The following is a 19,880-nucleotide window of genomic DNA, read 5'->3' as shown; positions in this document are numbered from 1 at the left end:
GCCCGCCGCGCCCTCATGAGTGCTGCTGGAAGCCGCGCTGCGCGGTGAAGCGTTCCAGGTGGTGATCGACGTCGCCCAGGGTCAGCTCGATCATCGTCAGCCGCTTGAAATAATGGGCGGCCGGCAGTTCGTCGGTGACCCCCATGCCGCCGTGCAGCTGCACCGCCTGCTGGCCGATGAACTTGGCCGCCTGGCCGATGCGCACCTTGGCCGCCGACGCCACCCGGCGCCGCGCCTCGGCGTCGCACGACATGCGCGCCGCCACCAGCATCGCCATCGAGCGCGCCTGTTCCAGATGCCCATACATATCGGCCATGCGGTGCTTCAGCGACTGGAAACTGCCGATCGGCGCATCGAATTGCCGGCGCGTCTTCAGGTAGTCCAGCGTGGCGTTGAACAGCGCGTCCATCGCCCCCACCGCCTCGGCGCACAGCAGGCTGACGCCGTAGTCGGCGGCCTCTTCCAGCAGGTCCCAGCCACCGCCGAGTTTGCTCAATAGCGCCGAAGCCGGCACCGCCGCGTGATTGAACTGCACCGTCGCCGCGCGCTGGCCGTCGATGGTGCGGTAATCCTTGACCACCACGCCCGGCGTGTCGGCCGCCACCACGAACAGGCTGATGCCGTTGGTGTCGCGCTGCGTGCCGGCGCTGCGGGCCGAGACGATCAGCGCGCCCGCCTGACCGCCATGCAGCACCACGGTCTTGGTGCCGTCGATGCGGTAGCCTTCGCCATTGATGCTGGCGATGGTCTTGATGTCGGCCAGATCATGCCGCGCATGTTTTTCGGTCAGCGCGCAGGCCAGCTTGAGCGCGCCCTTGGCGACGTCCTCCAGACGCCGATGCTGGTTGCCCGCCAGTTGCAGGAAACGGGCGCCCCAGACGGTGGCGAAGTACGGCTCGACCACCAGGCCACGGCCCAGCTCCTGCATCACCAGCAACATGTCGACCGCGTTGCCGCTGAAGCCGCCCTGCGCCGCCGGCACCGGCAAGGCCGTCATGCCCAGCTCCACCAGCGTGTTCCAGGCCACGTCCGACACCCCGCTGGCCGAATGCACGATGCGCTGGCGCGCCTCGAAGCTGTAATCCTTGTCGACCCAACGCCGCAAGGCGTCGGCGAATTGCTGCTGCTCTTGGCTGAAATTGAAATCCATCGGCGCTCCCTTACAGGCCCAGAATCATCTGGGCGATGATATTTTTCTGTATTTCGTTCGAACCGCCGTAGATCGAGGTCTTGCGGTAATTGAAATAGTACGCCGCCAGCGGCGCGCCGGCATCGTCGCCGGTGACGGCGTGGTCGGCCTTGCCGTCGAGATAGGCGGTGTCGAACGGCAGCGCGGCGGGGCCGAGCGCTTCGACCATCAGCTCGGTCAGCAGTTGCTGGATTTCGGTGCCGCGCACTTTCAGCAGCGACGCTTCCGGCCCCGGCGCCTGCGCTGCGCGGGTCAGCACGCGCAGCACCGTGGTTTCCAGCGCCATCAGGTCGATTTCCAGACTGGCGATTTTGGCGGCGAACACTGGGTCCTGCATCAACGGCTTGCCGTGCTTGTAGTGCTCGGAGGCGATTTTCTTCAGGCACAGCAGTTCGCGCTTGGAACGGCCGACCGCCGCGATGCCGGTGCGCTCGTGGCCCAGCAGATATTTGGCGTAGGTCCAGCCCTTGTTTTCCTGGCCGATCAGGTTTTGCACCGGCACCTTGACGTTGTCGAAGAAGACCTCGTTGATCTCATGGTCTTCATCGAGCATGACGATCGGCCGCACGGTGATGCCCGGCGACTTCATGTCGATCAGCAGGAAGGAAATGCCTTGCTGCTTGGGCACACTGGCGTCGGTGCGCACCAGGCAGAAGATCATGTCGGCGTGCTGGGCCAGCGTGGTCCAGGTTTTCTGGCCGTTGACGATGTAGTGCTCGCCCACGCGTTCGGCGCTGGTTTTCAGCGCGGCCAGGTCGGAGCCCGCGCCGGGTTCGGAGTAACCCTGGCACCACCAGTCGTCGCAATTGAGGATGCGCGGCAGGTAATGGGCTTTTTGCGCGGCGTTGCCGAACGCCATGATGACCGGCGCCACCATGTTGACGCCGAACGGCAGGATCGGCGGCGTGCCGGCGCGGGCGCATTCCTCTTCCCAGATGTGACGCTGGGTCGGCGTCCAGCCCGGCCCGCCGTATTCGACCGGCCAGGCCGGCGCCGACCAGCCCTGGCGGGCGACGATCTGGTGCCAGCGCACATAGTCTTGCCGGCTCAGGCGCAGGTGGTTGCGGACTTTCTTTTGCAGGTCGCTGGGCAGGTTGGCGTCCAGGAAACCGCGCACCATGTCGCGAAACGCCAGGTCCGCCGCCGTGTAAGTCAAATCCATGCAGTCTCCTTGTTTATCCGGCCGAAAAAAGCATGACCGTTCAAATCTATTCTACTCCCCCATGTTCTGGAAAAGGGCGACAGATTCAAGGAATTTCTTCACTACGGCGTGAGTTTTTTTACCACGGTCTGGCTGGCTTTCAGCACCTTAGCTTCGTGAACATGCGGTTGCATGGCGGTCACGCGCTTGCCGGTGGCTTTTTCAATCAGCGTGGAATGCGGTTCGCCGGCCGCGAACAGGTGGCGCTCGCCCCACTGGCGCAGGGCAACGATGGCCGGAAACAGGCTTTCGCCTTTGCTTGTCAGCACATATTCCTGATAGGCGCTGCCGTCGGAGGCGGGCTGGATCGTCAGCAGGCCGGCATCGACCAGCGCGCTCAGGCGGTCGGACAGGATGTTGCGGGCCATGGCGCAGCATTCGCTGGCCGCGCTGATTATTGGCATCATCGTGCTGGACCTTGGCGTGCAGGCGCTGCACGTCACCAACCAGAGCCTGATCCTGCGCACCACGCAAACCGCGCATAGCCGCCTGATCGGCGCCTACATGCTGTTCTACGCCGTTGGCAGCGGTGGCGGCGCGCTGGCCGCCACCCACGCCCACGCGCTGGCCGGCTGGAACGGCGTCTGCCTGCTGGGCGCCGGCCTCAGCTTAACGGCCCTCGCCTTCTGGGCGAGCACAACAAAAGTGGCCTGTCCGGATTGCAAAAGTGGCCGGACCAATCTAGAATGGCCTGACCAAATAAACGTTTTACCACAACAAAGAGACGAAAACCCGTGACCTCTCCAACCGCCCTGATCGCAGCTGTGGCCGCCGCCCTGCTCGCCCTTCCCGCCCACGCCGACGGTCCTTATCGCAATCCGGACAACAAAAGCGTCTACGACGCCGGCGAAGGCACCTACCCGGTACTGTACAAAAAGCCGACCGTGGCGGAAATCACCGCCTCGCTGGACCGCATCCGCGGCTACATGGAAGCGACCACCCCAACCAAGGTGATCCACAAGGACAGCGGCGTCCAGATCACCGACTTCAGCAAACCGGTGGCCGACGCCGTGGTCGAGCCGAGCAGCGCCGAATGGGGCATCCAGGTCTACGAAATGGGCGTCGTCCACGCCGGCCTGATGAAAGCGGCCGCCGTTACCGGCGACAAGCAATACACCGCGATGACCGCGCGCCACTTCCAGTTCATCGCCGACAAATACCCCTACTTCAAGGCGCAGGAACAGCAGTTCAAGCTGAAGCGCGCCAACAGCTTCGCGCGCATGCTCGAACCGCGCTCGCTTGATGACGCCGGCTCGATGTGCGCCGCCATGGTCCGCGCCCGCTTCGCCAAGATCGGCCCGGATATGAGCCAGTTCATCGAAACGTGCAGCAACTGGGTCTACAAAAAACAATTCCGCCTGCCGGACGGCACGCTGGCGCGCGAACGGCCGCAAGCGGTGTCGCTGTGGGCCGACGACCTGTACATGGGCGTGCCGGCGCTGGCCGAAATGGGCCACCTGACGGGCAAGCGCGAGTACTACGACGACGCCGTCAAAAACGTGCTGCAGATGACGCAATACCTGTTCAACCCGCAGCTGGGCCTGTACACCCACGGCTGGAACGCCAACAACCCGGACGCGCCGCGCTTCTACTGGGCGCGCGCCAATGGCTGGGCGGTGCTGACCATGAGCGACCTGCTCGACGTGCTGCCGAAAGACCATCCCGGCTACCCGAAAGTGCTGGCGCAACTGCGCCTGAGCCTGCGCGGCATCGCCGAACGGCAATCGGGCACCGGCCTGTGGCACCAGATGCTGGACCGTAACGATTCGTACCTGGAAACCTCGGCCAGCGCCATGTTCACCTACGTCATCGCGCACGCCGTCAACGAAGGCTGGATCAGCGCCGCCACCTACGGCTCCATCGCCCAGGCCGGCTGGGTCGGCCTGAGCGGCCGCATCAACGCGCGCGGCCAGGTGGAAGGCACCTGCGTCGGCACCACCTTCGCCAGCGACCAGATTTACTATTACAATCGTCCGACCAGCGTCGACGCGCTGCACGGCTACGGCCCGGCGCTGCTGGCCGGCGCCGAGATGATCAAGCTGCTCAACAATCCAAAGATCGACATCCAGGTCAAGTTGCGCACCTACCATTACGTGCCGAAAGACGCCGGCGCCACCAACTACAGCCACGAATAAAGGAGACACCTGAATGCGTATGTATCTGTTACCGATCGCTGCGGCCGCCGCGCTCGCCAGCGGCACGCTGAGCGCCGCCGAGCTGGCGCGCATCACCGTCACCCACGACCTGGACCAGGCGCGCCCAGCGGAAACCATCGCCGTGCCGTGGAGCGAGATCAACCGCGCGCTGCCCGGCGCGCTGATCCAGCGCATCGCGGTCAAGGACAGCCACGGCAAGCTGCTGCCCTACCAGGTCAGCAATATCGCGCCGCAGGCCAAGGACCCGAACAACGTCGGCATCGCCTATGGCGAGCTGTACTTCCAGCACAGCTTCGCCAAGGGCGAACGGCAAGCCACGTTCACCGTCGAGAAAACCGAGACCGTCACGGCGCCGTTCCCGCAGCAGACGTTCGCCCGCTACGTGCCGGAGCGCCTGGATGACTTCGCCTGGGAAAACGACCATGTTGCCCACCGCACCTACGGCCCGGCGCTGGCGGCGCCGGACGGCGCCGGCGTCGGCAAGGAAGTGCTGGTCACGAGCGGGCTGGACATCTGGTTCAAGCGGGTCGCCTATCCGATCGTCGACCGCTGGTACAACAAGGGCCATGACCACTACCACCACGACGAAGGTGAAGGCATGGACATGTACAACGTCGGCAAGTCGCGCGGCGCCGGCGGCACCGGCGTGTGGGACGGCAAGCAACTGTACGTCGGCACCAACTACGCCACGTGGAAAGTGCTGGCCAACGGCCCGATCCGCAGCGTATTCGAGCTGAGCTACGACAGCTGGGACGCCGCCGGCACCAAGGTCAGCGAAGTGAAACGCTTCACGGTCGACGCCGGCCAGGACTTCGACACCATGGACAGCACCTTCACCTTCAGCGGCCCGAAACAGCTGACGGTCGCGGTCGGCCTGAACAAAAAGCCGGCCGACAAGAAGCAGAACGAGCAGATCGCGGTCGGCCGCGACGGCGTCGCCCTGACGCAATGGGTCAAGCAGACCAGCAACGGCGCGTTCGGCACGGCCATCGTGCTGCCGACGGCAAGCGGCATCACCGAAGACCCGCTCAACGAGCTGATCGTCGCCCCGGTCGAATCCGGCAAACCGCTGCGCTACTACCTGGGCGCCGCCTGGGACCGCGCCGGCCACGTCAAGGACGCCGCCGACTGGCAAGCCAAGGTCAAACTGATGGCCGCGCGCGCCACCCACCCGCTGAAAGCCACCGTCGCTCCGTAAAAAACGGTGTCAGGTCTGACAAAAGCACACGGGCTCAACTGCGTAGCAGTTGAGCCCGTGTGCTTTTGTCAGACCTGACACCCCGGACTTAGATCACGTCCGTCTCGCCGTAGCGCAGCTCGACCATGGCGCGCTCGCCGTCCGACGCCGGGCCACAGCCGCACATCGCCACCACCGCGTGGCGCAGATGATCCAGTCCCAGCGTCTTCTCGATATCGGCATCGTTGATGGCGGCGGTGATGAAGGCCGGATAGCCAGCCTCGGTCGCCAGCAGGTAGAAGGTCTGCGACAGATGACCGGCGTCCAGCGCCAGCGCGCGATAGGCCTTCTGGTGATTGCGGTACTTCCAGAAACTGCGCTCCATGCGCGCCACCAGCACCACCTGCAGCGGCGCGCCCGACAGCCAGTGCTGGTCGGCCAGCATGTAGCGCGCCAGTTGCGCCGCCGCCTCGCTGTCCAGCTTGCGCAGCGGCCGCAGCGCGTGTTCCAGCGGATGGTAGTGATACAGGCCCGGCGCCACGCCGTCGACCCGCTGCGCCAGCACAAACGCCTCGATCGGATGCAGGCCGCCGCCCGAGGGGCTGGTCTTTTTCAACACCGACGCATGCGGCCCGACCTGGCGCACTTCCTGCGCCCCGAAAGTCCGCTGCAACAGCCGCGCCGCCACGTCCAGCGATACGCTGCCTTGCGGATCGTAGTTGCGGCCGGTGTAGCGCCGCAGCAGTTGCGCGTCCATCGGTCCGCCGGTGGCGCCGGGCAGTTTCACGGCCTCGCCCTCGCCCAGATCAAAAGTCGGTGGCGGCGGTTCGCCGTAGCGCTCCAACAAGGCCTGGAAGGTCGGCGCCTCCATGCCGGTTTCCTCGGTGACGCCGCGCCACCGGCCAAAGGTGTGCGCCAGCGCCGACAGCGGCCGCCAGTGCGCCGCGCGCAGCGTCTCGTCGCGCTCGCGCTGGGCGGCGTACTGCGGCGTATCGCCGATCAGCAGGCCCAGCTCCAGCAGACTGGCCACGCACACCTCGCCAAACTGCTGCTCGGCCGCCGCGCGTTCGGTCCACACCGTGTGGCTCAAACCGCCCAGCGCGGCCAGTTGCCGCGCATCGATGGCCAGCTCCAGATCCAAGTGCGGCGCCAGCGCCATCCATTGCGTTTTCGCCGCCAGCGCACTGCCGCCGGACAGTACGACTTTCCAATCGATAGCCAGTTCTTCCCGAGATTCGACATACAAAACGGCGCAGCGACGTAGCTTCATGGGGCATATCCTCCAGACTCGATGGCAATGCACACGAGTCTAACGCACGTCTTGGCAACCTGAAAGGTTTGTCGTAGCATGGACCGGTGCGCTACGACCGTCGCGCCCCACCCTCCTTCACTATAAGGACCTCATCATGCATACTGTGAACGAACTCAGCTCCATCCTCGACAAACTGGCCAGCGATGACAAGTTCCGCGCGCATCTGCAGAGCGATCCGGTCGGCGCACTGGCCGCTCTGGGGATCACGCTGTCGCCGCAAGATGTTCCTGAAGACATCTGCCTGCCATCGAAGGCGGAACTCGTCTCCGAGCGCACCGAACTGCTGCACCAGGTGGAGAGCACCCAGACCATGATTCCGTTCCTGCTGTCCGGCATGCTGGCCGCCGCTTAAGTCGCCATCCGCTCAGTCGATCATGACCGCCAGATCGCGGTTGCGATCGGCTGCATTGCCGGCAAAGTCCTCCGCGGTGATGCGCAGGATGTAGTTGCCCGGCCCCAGTTCCCCGACCTTCCACGCCCCTGGCGTCAGCTTGCCATTGATCAGTCTGTTGTTGATGGCGTAGGCGAAGCGCGTCTCGCTCGCCCCATGCACGGTAATGCCGCTGCTGGCCGCATACGCCAGCTTGACCGCCGCCCGGTTGCGCGGCAGACGGTCGTACTGCTGGGTGATGATCGGCTGGTTCATACCGGGAATAATCTCGCCATCCTGATTCAGCAACTGATAACCCAGCTTGTACAGACCGAGGCGACGGCGCTGCTGGTTGCCGTTGATCTGGTCGCTGGCATCGACCACGATCTGCACCTCGCCGAGGCTGCGCGCGATACGCAGGCGGCCATCGCGTTTTTCCGTCAGCGGCGTGCCGCTGGCGTCCACCACGCTGATGCTGTTGATCTGCGGACGGAGCGTGTCGTCCAGATCGATGAACGGCAGGCGCAGCGGATTGAGGGCGTCGCCGTTCGGCTTGTATTCCAGGTGCACATGGGCCATGCGGTTGACCGTGCCCAGCGTTTCGCCGGCCACAAAGCGCGTGCCGCGCTTGACGCGCACGGCGGCGGTCGCCCCCTTGTCGTTGCGCGCGGGCAGGAAGCGCGGATCGCTGAGCGGCTTGTCGCGGGCGTCGCGGCCAACGCGCATGTGGACGTAATACATGCCGTCCAGCGCCAGCCCCTCCGACAAATCACCATAGCCCCAGCTGGCGCGCGGGTCGCTGATCTTGCCTGCGCTGACCGCCAGCACCGGCGTGCCGATGGCAGCCTGCACGTCCAGGCCGGCGTGGAAGTGATCGCGGCTGTCGCCGTTGAAATTGCCGCGCACTTCACCCAGCAGGCCTACCACTTCGTGCGCCTTGTTCTGCGGCGCCACCGGCCACGACATGGTGGCGCTGTGCGCCGGCGCGCCTGGCGGCGGTGCCTCGGTCACCGGCTGCGCATCGGCGCCGACCTGGGCGATGTGGTGCAGGCGGAAGGTGGCGGCGTCGGTGACGAACAGCGAGCCATCCTTGTACAGCGCGATACCACGCGGCGAATACAGGCGCACGCTGCCATCCGAGCCATCGCCCGGCTGGGCCGGGTGATCGACGTCCAGCAGCGACACCACCTCGCCCTGGGGCGTGATCTGCGCCAGGCGGCCGTGCGCGGTGCTGGCGGTGTAGAGGTAGCCGTCCGGCGTCAGCGCCAGGCCAACCGGCGAGCGCAACAGCGCATCGCGGTCGTCCTCCTTGGCGACGGCAACGGTGCTGACCGTGCCGTCCCTGGACAGTTTGCGGATCGCGTGGTTGGCAGTATCCGCGATGAACAGGTCACCATCGGCGCTGACCACGATGCCGGTCGGTGTATCGAACAGCGCCTGCGCGGCGGGGCCATCGGCTAAACCGGCGCGCTTGCCGCCGCCGATGGTGGTGACGGCGCCATCGGGCGCGATGCGGCGGATGCGGTCGTTATAGGTATCGGTGACGTAGACCACGCCGGCGACATCGACCGCCACGCCGACCGGGCCGTTGAACTGGGCGCCGGCGCCTTGGCCGTCCTTGTCGCCCGCCAGGCCATCGCCGGCCAGCGTGCTCACCACTCCGTCGGGCGTGATTTTGCGGATGGCATTGTTGCCGGTATCGGCCACGTACAGATTGCCGGCGGCGTCGGCCGCGATGCCGGACGGCGTATTGAAGGCGGCCGCCGTGCCGGCGCCTTCGGCGTAGCCTTCCACGCCGCCGGCCAGCGTCGACGTCAGGCCGTTCATATCGATCTTGCGGATGATGTTGTTACTGCCGCCATCGGCGATGTACAGATTGCCCTGCCGGTCGAGCGCCACACCGAACGGATCGGCAAAGCGCGTGCGCTTCGGATTGCCGTTGCTGCCGCCAGGCAGGCCATCGCCGGCCATGGCGGTGACGCGCGCGTGCCAGTGCGCCAGCGTACCCCTGGGCGCGGCGCCCGTGACCACGTCCGCATGGTCCGCCGATGGTTGCACCAGCACATAGGCAACCCCGCCACCGACGGCGGCACCGCCCAGCGCCAAAGCCGCCAGAATAATCTTGAATTGAGTTGGAGACACTTGCCCGGACCCAAAGGTTGACTTGTAGAAAGTTTAACCGATAGCGGCCCGGCGAGGCAAAAAAAAGCCCGCTCAGGGAGCGGGCTGAAGTCTATTTCCTTGGAGGAGAATAGAGGAGACAAGTGCAGTATGCTGCATCGCCGCATACAAATCCAATTTATCTTTTAAATAGTGGAGATTCACCAAACGCATATCAAGGGCAAACAAAAAGCCCGCAGGCTGATTGCTCAGCACCGCAGGCTTTTTTTGTAACGCGTAACCTTATTTGCTATCGGCGGCGTAAGGCAGCACGCGCGCGGCCAGACGGGTGTCGGTCTTCAACAGGCCAACCTCGTCACCCATGATGTGCACCGCCTCGTTCAGCAGCACATCCTTGGCGGCCTTGGCCTGCTTCTCGGCCTCCAGCTCCGCCGCCAGCGAACGTTCCGAACCCTGCAGGCCGTCGTCGCTGCGCAGCGCGCCCTTGACCCCGGCCACTTTCTGCGCCGCCTTGCCGGCCGGCTTGGCGGACGCCGAAATCGCCTTGTTCAGCGCCTCTTTCGGATCAGGCACCAGGATCGGATCGTCGGCGCCAGGCACCGGCGACAGCAGACGGGCTTCACGCAGCTTGGCGCGCGCCTCCTGCTGGTCGCGCTCCTTGCGGCGCGCCACCTCGTTCAGCGACACCGAGTTTTCCTTGCGTTGCTTCTTCACCAGCGCGATGTCTTCGGTCAGATACTGGAAGTCCTTGTCCTTGGCCACGCGCACATCGTGCTTCTTGTCGAGCAGCGGCAGGATGTCCTTGATCTCGCCGGCCGGGATGTAGACGGCCGGCTTGATCTGCGTCCACGGCAAGGCGTTCTCATAGCTCGATTCGCCGTACTGGTCGGAATCGCCCATGGTCGGCAACTTAATGTCCGGCGTCACGCCGCGCAGCTGGGTGGTACCGCCGTTGATGCGGAAGAACTGCGCGACGGTGTACTTCAGCTCGCCGTAGCGGGTCTTCTCGCCCGGCGCGAAGCGGTTCAGGTCGAACATCGTCTGCACCGTGCCTTTGCCGAAGCTTGGCTCGCCGATGATGATGCCGCGACCGTAATCCTGAATCGCCGCCGCGAAAATCTCCGACGCCGAGGCCGAGCCACGGTTGATCAGCACACCCATCGGACCATCCCAGGTCATGCCCGGATCGGTGTCGCTCTCCACCTCGACCTTGTTGTCGCCGGTGCGCTGCATCACCACCGGTCCCTTGTCGATGAACAGGCCGGTCAGCTCGACCGCCTCGCTCAGCGAGCCGCCGCCGTTGTTGCGCAGGTCGATCAGCACGTTGTCGACCTTTTCCTTCTTCAGCTCGACCAGCAGGCGCTTGACGTCGCGGGTGGCGCTCTTGAAGTCCTTGTCGCCCTTGCGGCGCGCCTCGAAGTCCATGTAGAAGGTCGGCAGCGAAATCACGCCGACGCGGCGCTTGGCGTTGCCATCCTTGACCTCATAGACGGCCTTCTTGGCCGATTGCTCTTCCATGCTGATCTTCTGGCGCACCAGCGTCACGAACTGGTGCTTGCCGTCCGGCCCGGCGTCGACCGGAATGATTTCCAGCTTGACCGTCGAGTCCTTGGGTCCGCGGATCAGCGCCACCACGTCGTCCAGGCGCCAGCCCAGCACCTCGGTCATCGGGGTTTTCTCGTCCTTGGCCACGCCGACGATCTTGTCGCCGACCTTGATCTTGCCGGACAGGCCGGCCGGGCTGCCGGTCACGACCTCGCGCACCACCGTGTAGTCGTCGCGCGATTGCAGCACGCAGCCGATACCTTCCAGCGACAGGCGCATGGCGATGTCGAAGTTTTCCGCCGCCCGCGGGCCGAGGTAGTTGGTGTGCGGCTCGATCGACATCGCATAGGCGTTCATGAAGATCTGGAATACGTCCTCGCTGGTCAGCTTGCGCGACGGGCTCAGGTAGCCCTCGTAGCGCTTGTCCAGCGTCTCGCGAATCGCCTTGTCATCCTTGCCGGCCAGTTTCAGGCGCAGCCATTCGTTCTTGACGCGCTTGCGCCACAGGTCCCTGATCTCGGCGTCGCTCTTGGCCCAGTCGGCCTTTTCGCGGTCATACTGGTAGGTCTCGTCGCTGCCGAACTCGAACTTGCCCTGTTTGACCAGCTCACGCGCATAGGCGATGCGCTCGTTGAAGCGCTGCTGGTAGAGATTGAAGATGGCAAACGGGACACTGAGGTTTTCATTGTTGATGGCGTCGTCCAGCCGCGTGCGGACGATGGCGTACTGGTCGAGGTCGACCTGGGTGAAGAACATCTTCTCGGCGTCCAGCGACTTGAAATAGCGGTCAAAGATTTTTTCCGACATCGCATCGTCCAGCGGCAGCGGCTTGTAGTGCGCCTTGTTCAGCACCACGGCGGCAAAACGGGCCGCCATCGTCTGGCCTGGCAGCGGCTTGAGGGGGGTGTCGGCCGCCTTCTCCGGCGCGGCTATACCGGCCTGAACTGACAGGGCCGCGAGCACGGCCACCAACAGCATTTGCTTCTTCATCGGCTTACTCCGAAACATATTTATAGATGAGTTTGTTGCGTAAATGTGTGCGATTCCATTCTACAGGGAGGCGGACGCACACGGGTCTGGTATTTCGCAGTTTCTCCGCCTAAGCTTAAAGATGACTGAAACGAAACAGTATTTACCTCTTTTTCACTAAGTAAAAATACTTACTGAAATGCAATTTTCTACACAAGTCATTGTTTTATAAATAGAAATCTTTCGAGAACTCATTCGAATTGATTGCCCGAAAGCAAAAAAGTGTATATCATGATGGTCTTAGTTTCATGTTGACGGCCCGCCAGGCAGCACTCACGGCGGCGCCCTAGCCGCACGCAGTGCGCTCCATCCCCCGGAGCAGCTCGATTCCGAGCCACCTCAAACCGCAGCACCTTTTTTCTCTAAAGAGATCAATGAAAACAATAACGATGAATCCCCGTAACTGGGGTGTCGGTACGAAAATTACCGTTTTTACCTTTGGCTTGATGAGCGCCATTCTGGCGATCCTGCTGACCCTGATTAGCCTGAACACTTCGGCCATGCTGAAGGAACGCGCGCGCGCCAACGTCGCGTTCAACCTGAACGGCATCAGCAACACGGTGGACGTGTTCAACTCGGCGATGATGAACGAAGCCTCGGCTTTCGCCCGCCTGTTCGCGGCCGAATTCAAAGGCGGCGATTTCACGCTGGACCCGGCCAGCACCGTCGATATCGGCGGCAAGCCCACGCCGACGCTGAAATTCGCCGGCAAGCCGCTGAACATGGACTTCAGCATCCCGGACAAGTTCACCGCCAACACCGGCGTCATCGTCACCATCTTCGCCGCCACCGGCGACGACTTCGTGCGCGTGACCACCACCGTGCGCAAGGAAAACGGCGACCGCGCCGTCGGCACCCAGCTCGACCGCGCCCACCCAAGCTATCCGGTACTGCGTTCCGGTAACAGCTACATCGGCCTGGCCAACCTGTTCGGCAAGCCCTTCATCACCCAGTACGACCCGATCAAGGACAGCAGCGGCAAGACCATCGGCGTGCTGTTCATCGGCCTCGACATCGCCAAGAACATGGCCGTGCTGAAGGAAAAGATCAAGGCCATCAAGATCGGCGAGACCGGCTACATCTATGTGATCAACGCCGCCGAGGGCAAGACCCAGGGCGAGGCGCTGGTCCATCCGCGCAAGGAAGGCAGCAACCTGCTGGACTACAAGAGCAGCGATGGCCGCCTCTTCATCAAAGAGATGCTGGCGCAGAAGGAAGGCAGCATGACGTATGACTGGAGCGACAAGGACGGCGCCGCGCCACGCGAAAAAATGGTCGAGTTCCACACCTTCAAACCATGGAACTGGATGATCGTCGGCGGCACCTACACCGACGAGATCACGCGCGAGGCGGCGCAGCTGCGCAACCGCTACGCCTTGCTGGGCCTGGTCGCGCTGGCGGTGTTCGCCGCCGCGCTGTTCCTGCTGGTACGCGCCATCGTGTCGCGGCCGCTGGCGCGCGCCGAGGAAGCGGCCGAGCGCATCGCCTCCGGCGACCTCGACGTGCATCTGCAGATCGACAGCAAAGATGAAATCGGCCTGGTGCTGCACTCGCTGAACAACATCAGCCACAAGCTGTCCGGCGTGGTCGGCCAGGTACGCCGCGGCGCCGAGCAGATCACCGCCGCGTCGCGCGAAATCGCCCAGGGCAACCTCGACCTGTCGCAGCGCACCGAGGAACAGGCCTCCAGTCTGGAGGAAACCGCCGCCTCAATGGAGCAGCTGAGCAGCGCCGTGAGCCAGAACGCCGACAACGCCGCGCAAGCCAACCAGATGGCGCAAGCCGCCTCGGGCATCGCCGTCAAGGGCGGCGCGGTGGTGGCGCAGGTGGTCGACACCATGGGCTCGATCACCGACTCGTCGCGCAAGATCGCCGACATCATCTCGGTCATCGATGGCATCGCCTTCCAGACCAATATCCTGGCGCTGAACGCGGCGGTCGAAGCGGCCCGCGCCGGCGAACAGGGCCGCGGCTTCGCCGTGGTGGCCTCGGAAGTGCGCACGCTGGCGCAGCGCTCGGCCACCGCCGCCAAGGAAATCAAGGAATTGATCGACGACTCGGTCGCCAAGGTCGAAGTCGGCAGCAAACAGGTTGAACAGGCCGGCACCACCATGCAGGAAGTGGTCGACAGCGTGCGCCGCGTGACCGACATCATGGCCGAGATCAGCAGCGCCAGCGAGGAGCAGCGCGTCGGCATCGGCCAGGTGCACGAAGCCGTGACTCAGATGGACCAGGTGACCCAGCAGAACGCCGCGCTGGTCGAGGAAGCCGCCGCCGCCGCGCAAGCGCTGCAGGACCAGGCGCACGAGCTGGAGGAAGTGGTGCAGCTCTTCAAGCTGGGCAGCAACGCCGGCCAGCCCGCGATCAGCCAAGGCCGCCATCTGGCACTGAAATAAGCCGTCCAACGGCCAGCCCGAGCCGCCTCGTGAAAACGATGGCGGCTTTTTTATTTTATAATTGCCGGATGCTCACTCTTTTTCAGCCCCGGCGCTTGACCAGCCTGATCGTCTCCCTGGCGATCCTGCTGAATCTGTTCGCGCCGGCGCTGGGCCAGACGGTGGCCACGCGGCTCGCCGACCCGCTGGCCACCGAGATTTGCCGCGCCACGCCGCTCGCCGTCAATACGGCCGCCGGAACACGCGCGCCGGGCGGCCTTCCCGCCCACGGGCTCAAGCATTGCATGCTGTGCCCCGTCCACGCCAGCCACGGCGCGCCGCCGCCCATCGCGGCCGGCCTGCTGACGGTGCTGGAAGGCCACGACGCCTACCCGGCGCCGCGCCCGGTGACGCCGTGGCCGCATCACCACTGGTCCGCCGCCCAGCCGCGCGGCCCGCCCGCCAGCGCCTGATTTGCCGCCCACCGCACCGCCGCGCCCTCGCGCGGCCGTGCCCGACCATCCGTTTCACAGGATAGATTATGCAACGTCGTACCTTTATCTCGTCGTTGGCCGCCCTGCCGCTCGTGGCCGGATCGGCGCATGCCGCCGGCTTCACCGCCATCGACATCACCGGCGCCAGCATCGGCCCCGACTACCAGCTGCTCTACACCGACGGCAAGCCCGCCTCGCTGCGCGACTTCAAGGGCAAGCTGGTGATGCTGTTCTTCGGCTTCACCCAATGCCCGGACGTCTGCCCGACCGCGCTGGCGCGCGCGGTCGAAGTCAAGCGCCTGCTGGGCGCCGACGGCGCCAAGCTGCAAGTGGTGTTCGTCACCATCGATCCGGAACGCGACACCGCGCCGCTGTTGACCGAATACATGCGCGCCTTCGATCCGAGCTTCGTCGCCGTGCGCGGCAACCTGGAGCAGACCGCCAAGGCCGCCAAGGACTTCAAGATCTTTTACCGCAAGGTGCCGAGCGGCAGTTCCTACACCATGGACCACACCGCCCTGACCTACGTGTTCGACACCAGCGGCAAGATCCGCCTGGCGTTTAAACACGCGCAAACCGCACAGGAGTGCGCAGCCGACCTGCGCCTGCTGATGAACCCCAAGAAAGAAACCAGCTTCCTCAAAGGACTATTCAAATGAAAAAACTACTTTCCCTGCTGCTGATGGCCGCCCTGCCAGCGCTGGCCCAGGTGACCGTCGGCGAACCATGGGTGCGCGCCACCGTGGCCGCGCAACAAGCCACCGGCGCCTTCATGACGCTGACCGCGACGCAGACCACCAAACTGGTCGGCGCCAGCTCGCCGGCCGCAGGCGCGGTCGAAGTGCATGAAATGAAAATGGACAACGACATGATGCGCATGCGCCAGTTGCAGGCGCTGGATCTGCCTGCGGGCCAGGCCGTCAAGCTGGCGCCCGGCGGCTACCATCTGATGCTGCTGGGCCTGAAACAGCCGCTGAAGGATGGCGACAAAGTGCCGCTGACGCTAGAGTTTGAAGACGCGCGCAAGGTGCGCAGCAAGGTGGTGGTGGAGGCCCCGGTCAAACCGCTGAACGCCGCCCACTAAAATAAAAAAAGGCGGCCCCGAGAGGCCGCCAACTCGCCGAGGCGAGACTGTCAAGCGGGAGACGACAAGATCAGAACGAGGTGCGCGCGGACAGCGTGTAGCTGCGGCCCGGCTTGTACTCGTCAAAGATCGCGTTGCTGTACTGCGTATAAGTCTGGCTGATGGCGTTGTTCAGGTTCCACACGCTCAGCGTCAGATCCACATCATACGAGTTGAACAGCTTTTTCAGGTTGGCGCCGACCGACAAGTCCACCTGGGTGCGCTCGGTGGTGTAGGCATAGGCGCCACCCGGCACGTTCAGACCGGTGCTGGTATTGACCACGTGGCGCGCCGTGTACTGGCGCGACACGCGCGCGTTCAGGCCATTGCGCTCGTAGTACAGCGTGAAGTTGTTGGTGCGTGGCGGCACGCCGGATACCGGCGGTGCGTTGCGCGCCTCATCGGTCTGCTTGGCGTAGGTGAAGTTGCCGGTGAAGCCGAAGCCTTTGACCGGCAGCATGTCCAGCGGCTGCTGCCAGGTAAACTCCGCGCCACGCACCTTGAGCTTGGTGTCGATGTTGAACGGCTCGGTGATCTCCACCAGATGCTTGTCGCGCCCGCCGCTGGCGGCCACCGCCTGCGTCTGCGCATCCGTCAGGCCGACCGTGCCGAACATCGTATCGAGCTGCGCCAGCGAATAGGTGACGATGCGCGAGCCAGGACGGCTGACCAGGTCCTTGGCAAAGCCACTCAGCGCCACATAAGCCTCACGCGTGAAGTAGTACTCCAGCCCCAGATCGAAGTTATTGGCCTGGAACGGCTTCAGCTTCGGATTGGTGATGCTGCCCTGGCGCGCGCCCTGGTCGCCCAAAGTCAGCGAGGTCTGCCGCAGGTCGGCCGGATTGGCGCGGTTGACCGACTTCGACGCCGACGCCCGCATGATCAGCGACGGCGTCAGGTTGTAGGCCAGCGTCGCCGACGGCAGGGTATTGCTGTACTGCGTGCTCTCATACGCCCAGACGCCGATATCGTCGAAGCGGCCGCCGTTCTGCAGCGTGGCGTTACGCGGATCGGCCTGTATCGACAGGTTGCCGATGGTCTGCTTGGTGCGCGCGTAGCGGATGCCGGCGTTGTAGCGCAACTTGCGGCCGAACAAGTCGGCGCTGCCATTGACTTCGGTATAAGCGGCGCTGACCACCTCGCGGATGTAGCCGCCGCTGGAATTGCCGAAGCCGCGGTAGATATTGTCGCGGAAATACTGGTAATCGGTATCCTTGGCGAACTTGTTCCAGTCGACCGTGATGAAACCGTGGTCGCTGCCATGGGCATAGTTGGGCACCGCCGCGTTGGGAATCGCCGAGCCGAGGTAGGCCAGCGGCGTGGTGGCGCCGGCGGTCGAGCCGGTGCCGTAGCCCGGATAGAAGGTGGCGGCGTCGGTCATCGGTCCCGGCGCGTTGCGGCCGTCGCAAGTGCGCAGCTGCGTGTTAGGCTGGAAGAAGCGCACGTTCATGTTGTTGCCGCAGGCAACGTTCATCCACGCGTCGGCCGTTGAGTAGGAGCGATAGCGGCGCTCGATATCGTCATACGATCCGCCGAACTTGATCGCAAAATCGCTGTCGCCCCAGTTCAGGTTCAGGCGCGAGCCCTTGGTGGTGTTGGTGCGCTCATACAGGTCCATGCGCATGCCGGACAAGCCCTGCCCGACCTGATTCCAGCCGAAGTTGGACGGATTGTTGATGTCCAGGTTGCCGGTGTAAACCGGCGTCTTGCTCGGCGTGGTGTTGTAGTACTGGATGACCGAGTTGGCTGATGGCGTCGCAAGCAGCACCGTCGGCATGTCGCGGTAGAAGGTGCTCTTGGTGTAGTTGACGTGACCGTCGATGGTCCACTTGTCGGCCGGACGGAACTCGAAGCCCGGGTTGAAGCTGCGGAACAGGGTCTTCTCCTTCATCGGCCGGAATTCCAGCGCCCAGAAGGTGTTGGCCAGCGTGCCCTTGGTGATGGTGCAACCGGTCGAGCAGTCGCTGCGGTCGAATTCCAGGCCGATCGGAATCACCGTGTTGGCGCGGGTGCCGACGTTCATGCCTTCCTGCAGCATGTCGTTTTTCTTTTGCGCGAACAGCGTGTCGAGATAGAAATCCCACTGATCGTTGGGCTGCCACTGGAAGCTCAGCACCTCGCCGGCGCGCTTGCGTTCGCCTTGATACACGATGTGGCGCCCGAGGCGGCCCATCAGGCCATTGTCGATCTGCTGCAAGGTCGCGCCCGGGTTGAGCGCCAGCAACATCGCGGCGTCGATCTGCTTGCCGGGCACCAGCACCGACTGCACATAGCTCGGCAGGCTGGACATCGGCAGGCCGGACGGCACCGTGTCCGGCGTCGATTGCGAACCGCCGCCGGTGCTGTTCAGCGCGTAGCCAGGCTGGCCCTGGAACGATTTCAGCTGCAGGTTGCGCATGTCCACCGTCTGGAAGGCGTCGGTCTTGTACTTGGTGTCGCCCCAGGCGGCGCCCGCCAGCACACCGAACTTGCCGAAGCGCTCACTGTTCCAGGTGTTGCTGATCAGCGCCGAGCCGGTATTGCCCCACTGGCCATTCTGGTCGCGGTAGTTGCCGCTCAGCGTGAACGCGGTGCGGAAGCCGCTCTTGTCGAACGGCCGCACGCTGCGCATGTTGACCGTGCCGGCGATACCGCCCTCGATCAGGCTGGCCTGCTGGCTCTTGTAGACGCTGGCGCTGCGGAACAGCTCGGACGGCAGGAAATCCATGTCCACTTCGCGGTTGGCGCTGATGCTGCCCCCCCAACTGCCGGCCGACGCCGACGCCATCGGTGCGCCGTTCAGCAGCACACGGGTAAAGGCCGGCCCCATGCCGCGGATCGAAATATTCAGGCCCTCGCCGTCGATGGAGCCGCGGGTGACCTGCACGCCAGGCACGCGGGCCAGCGCATCGGCGATGTTCGGGTCGGGGAATTTGCCCATGTCCTCGGAAAAGACGGTGTCGCTCAGGCCGATGTTGTCGCGCTTTTCGTTGGCGGACAAGGCCAGCGAGCTGCGGTAGCCGCTGACCGTCACGCTCTTGACCAGCGGCGCGTTTTCCGGTGTGGAAGCGGCGTCGGTGGCAGCCGGTTGCGGGCCGGCCGGCGCTGGTGCCGGCGCCTGCTCCTGTGCCCAAGCGGCGGAAATCATGCCCGCCATAACCGTCAGTGCCAGAACGTTACGTCCACGGCCGGTCCCGAGGCTAGGCGCCCCATCAATATGCTTGTTCATCCATGTCTCCTGTTATTGGCCTCTGTGGCCGTTTATTCGCGCGCCTGCGGCGCGTCGTTAGTGCTGCTGGACGGTACTACCCTGAAGTGTGTCTATTGGCGTGATTCCCCTCAAAATGAGATGCGCAACCATTTTGGTCGGCGGATGTTAGGAATTTAGGGGATTCGTTATTTTGATGCCAATAACATATTTATAGACACCGATATCTATAGCGATATCGGAGATTGCGGCGCAACACTACGTTACAGAGTGAAAATGCGGGAAAAACAGCCTCTCTGCGCGTGCACTTATTTCATTCTGAAAGTTATAGTTTCGCGGTTTTTATGCGACAGTCGAAGTTGATAGCGCAATCATCCTGCACCAGGCCATCACATTCAAGTGCTGAAGAACTCTTTCAACGACTGCGCCTCCGGCAGGACGTCGGCCCAGGCTTCCAGCTGCGCCATGCTGGCCGAGCCTGTAAGAATTTCTGTGTGAAACGGGGTCATGAAATAATACCGAAAGGGATGCTCCATGATCGACACGATGACCACCAAGAAACCGCGCAAAAAGAAAGAGCCGTATCCATTCCCAGTTGAGC

14 protein-coding genes and 2 pseudogenes are annotated in these 19,880 nt (G+C 63.9%); 8 read left to right on the top strand and 8 right to left on the bottom strand.

All coding sequences use genetic code 11. The annotated features are described in order from the left end of the window. Positions 1–13: 13 nt before the first annotated feature. From GTP44_RS21500 to GTP44_RS21490, 3 genes and pseudogenes are all read right to left on the bottom strand, one after another. On the bottom strand, positions 14–1,150 hold the full coding sequence (locus tag GTP44_RS21500; protein WP_161021016.1) for an acyl-CoA dehydrogenase family protein: 1,137 nt from the start codon (positions 1,148–1,150) through the stop codon (positions 14–16). Between the two features lie 10 nt (positions 1,151–1,160). After that, positions 1,161–2,351, bottom strand: a complete 1,191-nt coding sequence (locus GTP44_RS21495; RefSeq protein WP_161021015.1) for an acyl-CoA dehydrogenase family protein — start codon at positions 2,349–2,351, stop codon at positions 1,161–1,163. A 101-nt stretch (positions 2,352–2,452) separates the two neighbouring features. Then, positions 2,453–2,758 (bottom strand): annotated as a pseudogene (locus GTP44_RS21490) (winged helix-turn-helix transcriptional regulator); the annotation flags it as partial. Between GTP44_RS21490 and GTP44_RS21485 the strand changes: the two are divergent. The 3 genes and pseudogenes from GTP44_RS21485 to GTP44_RS21475 form a co-directional block, all read left to right on the top strand. Then, positions 2,754–3,128 (top strand): annotated as a pseudogene (locus GTP44_RS21485) (hypothetical protein); the annotation flags it as partial. The pseudogenes GTP44_RS21490 and GTP44_RS21485 sit on opposite strands and share 5 nt — an antisense overlap. After that, positions 3,125–4,525: a glycoside hydrolase family 88/105 protein gene (locus tag GTP44_RS21480; protein WP_161021013.1), complete on the top strand. Its 1,401-nt coding sequence runs from the start codon at positions 3,125–3,127 to the stop codon at positions 4,523–4,525. The pseudogene GTP44_RS21485 and the gene GTP44_RS21480, both read left to right, overlap by 4 nt. A gap of 13 nt (positions 4,526–4,538) precedes the next feature. Continuing rightward, entirely contained in the window at positions 4,539–5,744 is a 1,206-nt protein-coding gene (locus GTP44_RS21475; RefSeq protein WP_161021012.1) for a DUF4861 family protein, read from the top strand. Positions 5,745–5,832: 88 nt separating this feature from the next. Here GTP44_RS21475 and GTP44_RS21470 read toward each other — a convergent pair whose 3' ends face one another. Continuing rightward, on the bottom strand, positions 5,833–6,993 hold the full coding sequence (locus GTP44_RS21470) for a putative peptide maturation dehydrogenase (RefSeq protein ID WP_160989946.1): 1,161 nt from the start codon (positions 6,991–6,993) through the stop codon (positions 5,833–5,835). A gap of 136 nt (positions 6,994–7,129) precedes the next feature. On the opposite strand from GTP44_RS21470, the gene GTP44_RS21465 reads away from it, so the two are divergent. Continuing rightward, the gene (locus GTP44_RS21465) at positions 7,130–7,387 is read left to right on the top strand and encodes an NHLP-related RiPP peptide (RefSeq protein WP_160989945.1); all 258 of its coding nucleotides are present in this window, start codon (positions 7,130–7,132) and stop codon (positions 7,385–7,387) included. 12 nt (positions 7,388–7,399) lie between these two features. Here GTP44_RS21465 and GTP44_RS21460 read toward each other — a convergent pair whose 3' ends face one another. After that, a complete protein-coding gene (locus GTP44_RS21460; RefSeq protein WP_161021011.1) occupies positions 7,400–9,547 on the bottom strand; it encodes an SMP-30/gluconolactonase/LRE family protein in 2,148 nt (715 codons plus the stop codon). 261 nt (positions 9,548–9,808) lie between these two features. After that, positions 9,809–12,061 carry a carboxy terminal-processing peptidase gene (locus tag GTP44_RS21455; protein WP_161021010.1) on the bottom strand — a complete coding sequence of 751 codons (2,253 nt, stop codon included), beginning with the start codon at positions 12,059–12,061 and terminating at the stop codon, positions 9,809–9,811. A gap of 413 nt (positions 12,062–12,474) precedes the next feature. Between GTP44_RS21455 and GTP44_RS21450 the strand changes: the two genes are divergently transcribed. The 4 genes from GTP44_RS21450 to GTP44_RS21435 all read left to right on the top strand — a co-directional run bounded on the left by GTP44_RS21450 (position 12,475) and on the right by GTP44_RS21435 (position 16,053). After that, positions 12,475–14,496, top strand: a complete 2,022-nt coding sequence (locus GTP44_RS21450; RefSeq protein ID WP_371867292.1) for a methyl-accepting chemotaxis protein — start codon at positions 12,475–12,477, stop codon at positions 14,494–14,496. A 68-nt stretch (positions 14,497–14,564) separates the two neighbouring features. Further along, complete coding sequence (locus tag GTP44_RS21445) at positions 14,565–14,948, top strand: DUF2946 domain-containing protein (protein WP_202424175.1); 384 nt, start codon at positions 14,565–14,567, stop codon at positions 14,946–14,948. 68 nt (positions 14,949–15,016) lie between these two features. Then, positions 15,017–15,628, top strand: a complete 612-nt coding sequence (locus GTP44_RS21440; RefSeq protein WP_160989941.1) for an SCO family protein — start codon at positions 15,017–15,019, stop codon at positions 15,626–15,628. Then, the gene (locus GTP44_RS21435; protein ID WP_160989940.1) at positions 15,625–16,053 is read left to right on the top strand and encodes a copper chaperone PCu(A)C; all 429 of its coding nucleotides are present in this window, start codon (positions 15,625–15,627) and stop codon (positions 16,051–16,053) included. Before GTP44_RS21440 ends, GTP44_RS21435 begins: the two co-directional genes overlap by 4 nt. A gap of 70 nt (positions 16,054–16,123) precedes the next feature. On the opposite strand, the gene GTP44_RS21430 is transcribed toward GTP44_RS21435, so the two are convergent. Together GTP44_RS21430 and GTP44_RS21425 are read right to left on the bottom strand one after the other, a co-directional pair. Next, entirely contained in the window at positions 16,124–19,300 is a 3,177-nt protein-coding gene (locus GTP44_RS21430; RefSeq protein ID WP_161021008.1) for a TonB-dependent receptor, read from the bottom strand. A 374-nt stretch (positions 19,301–19,674) separates the two neighbouring features. Further along, a partial coding sequence (locus tag GTP44_RS21425) for a hypothetical protein (protein WP_161021007.1) occupies positions 19,675–19,880 on the bottom strand: 206 nt, incomplete at its 5' end.

This window comes from Duganella lactea (genome assembly GCF_009857505.1).
Classification (GTDB): Bacteria; Pseudomonadota; Gammaproteobacteria; order Burkholderiales; family Burkholderiaceae_D; genus Rugamonas; species Rugamonas lactea.
This window is presented reverse-complemented; position numbering and strand designations above follow the sequence as displayed.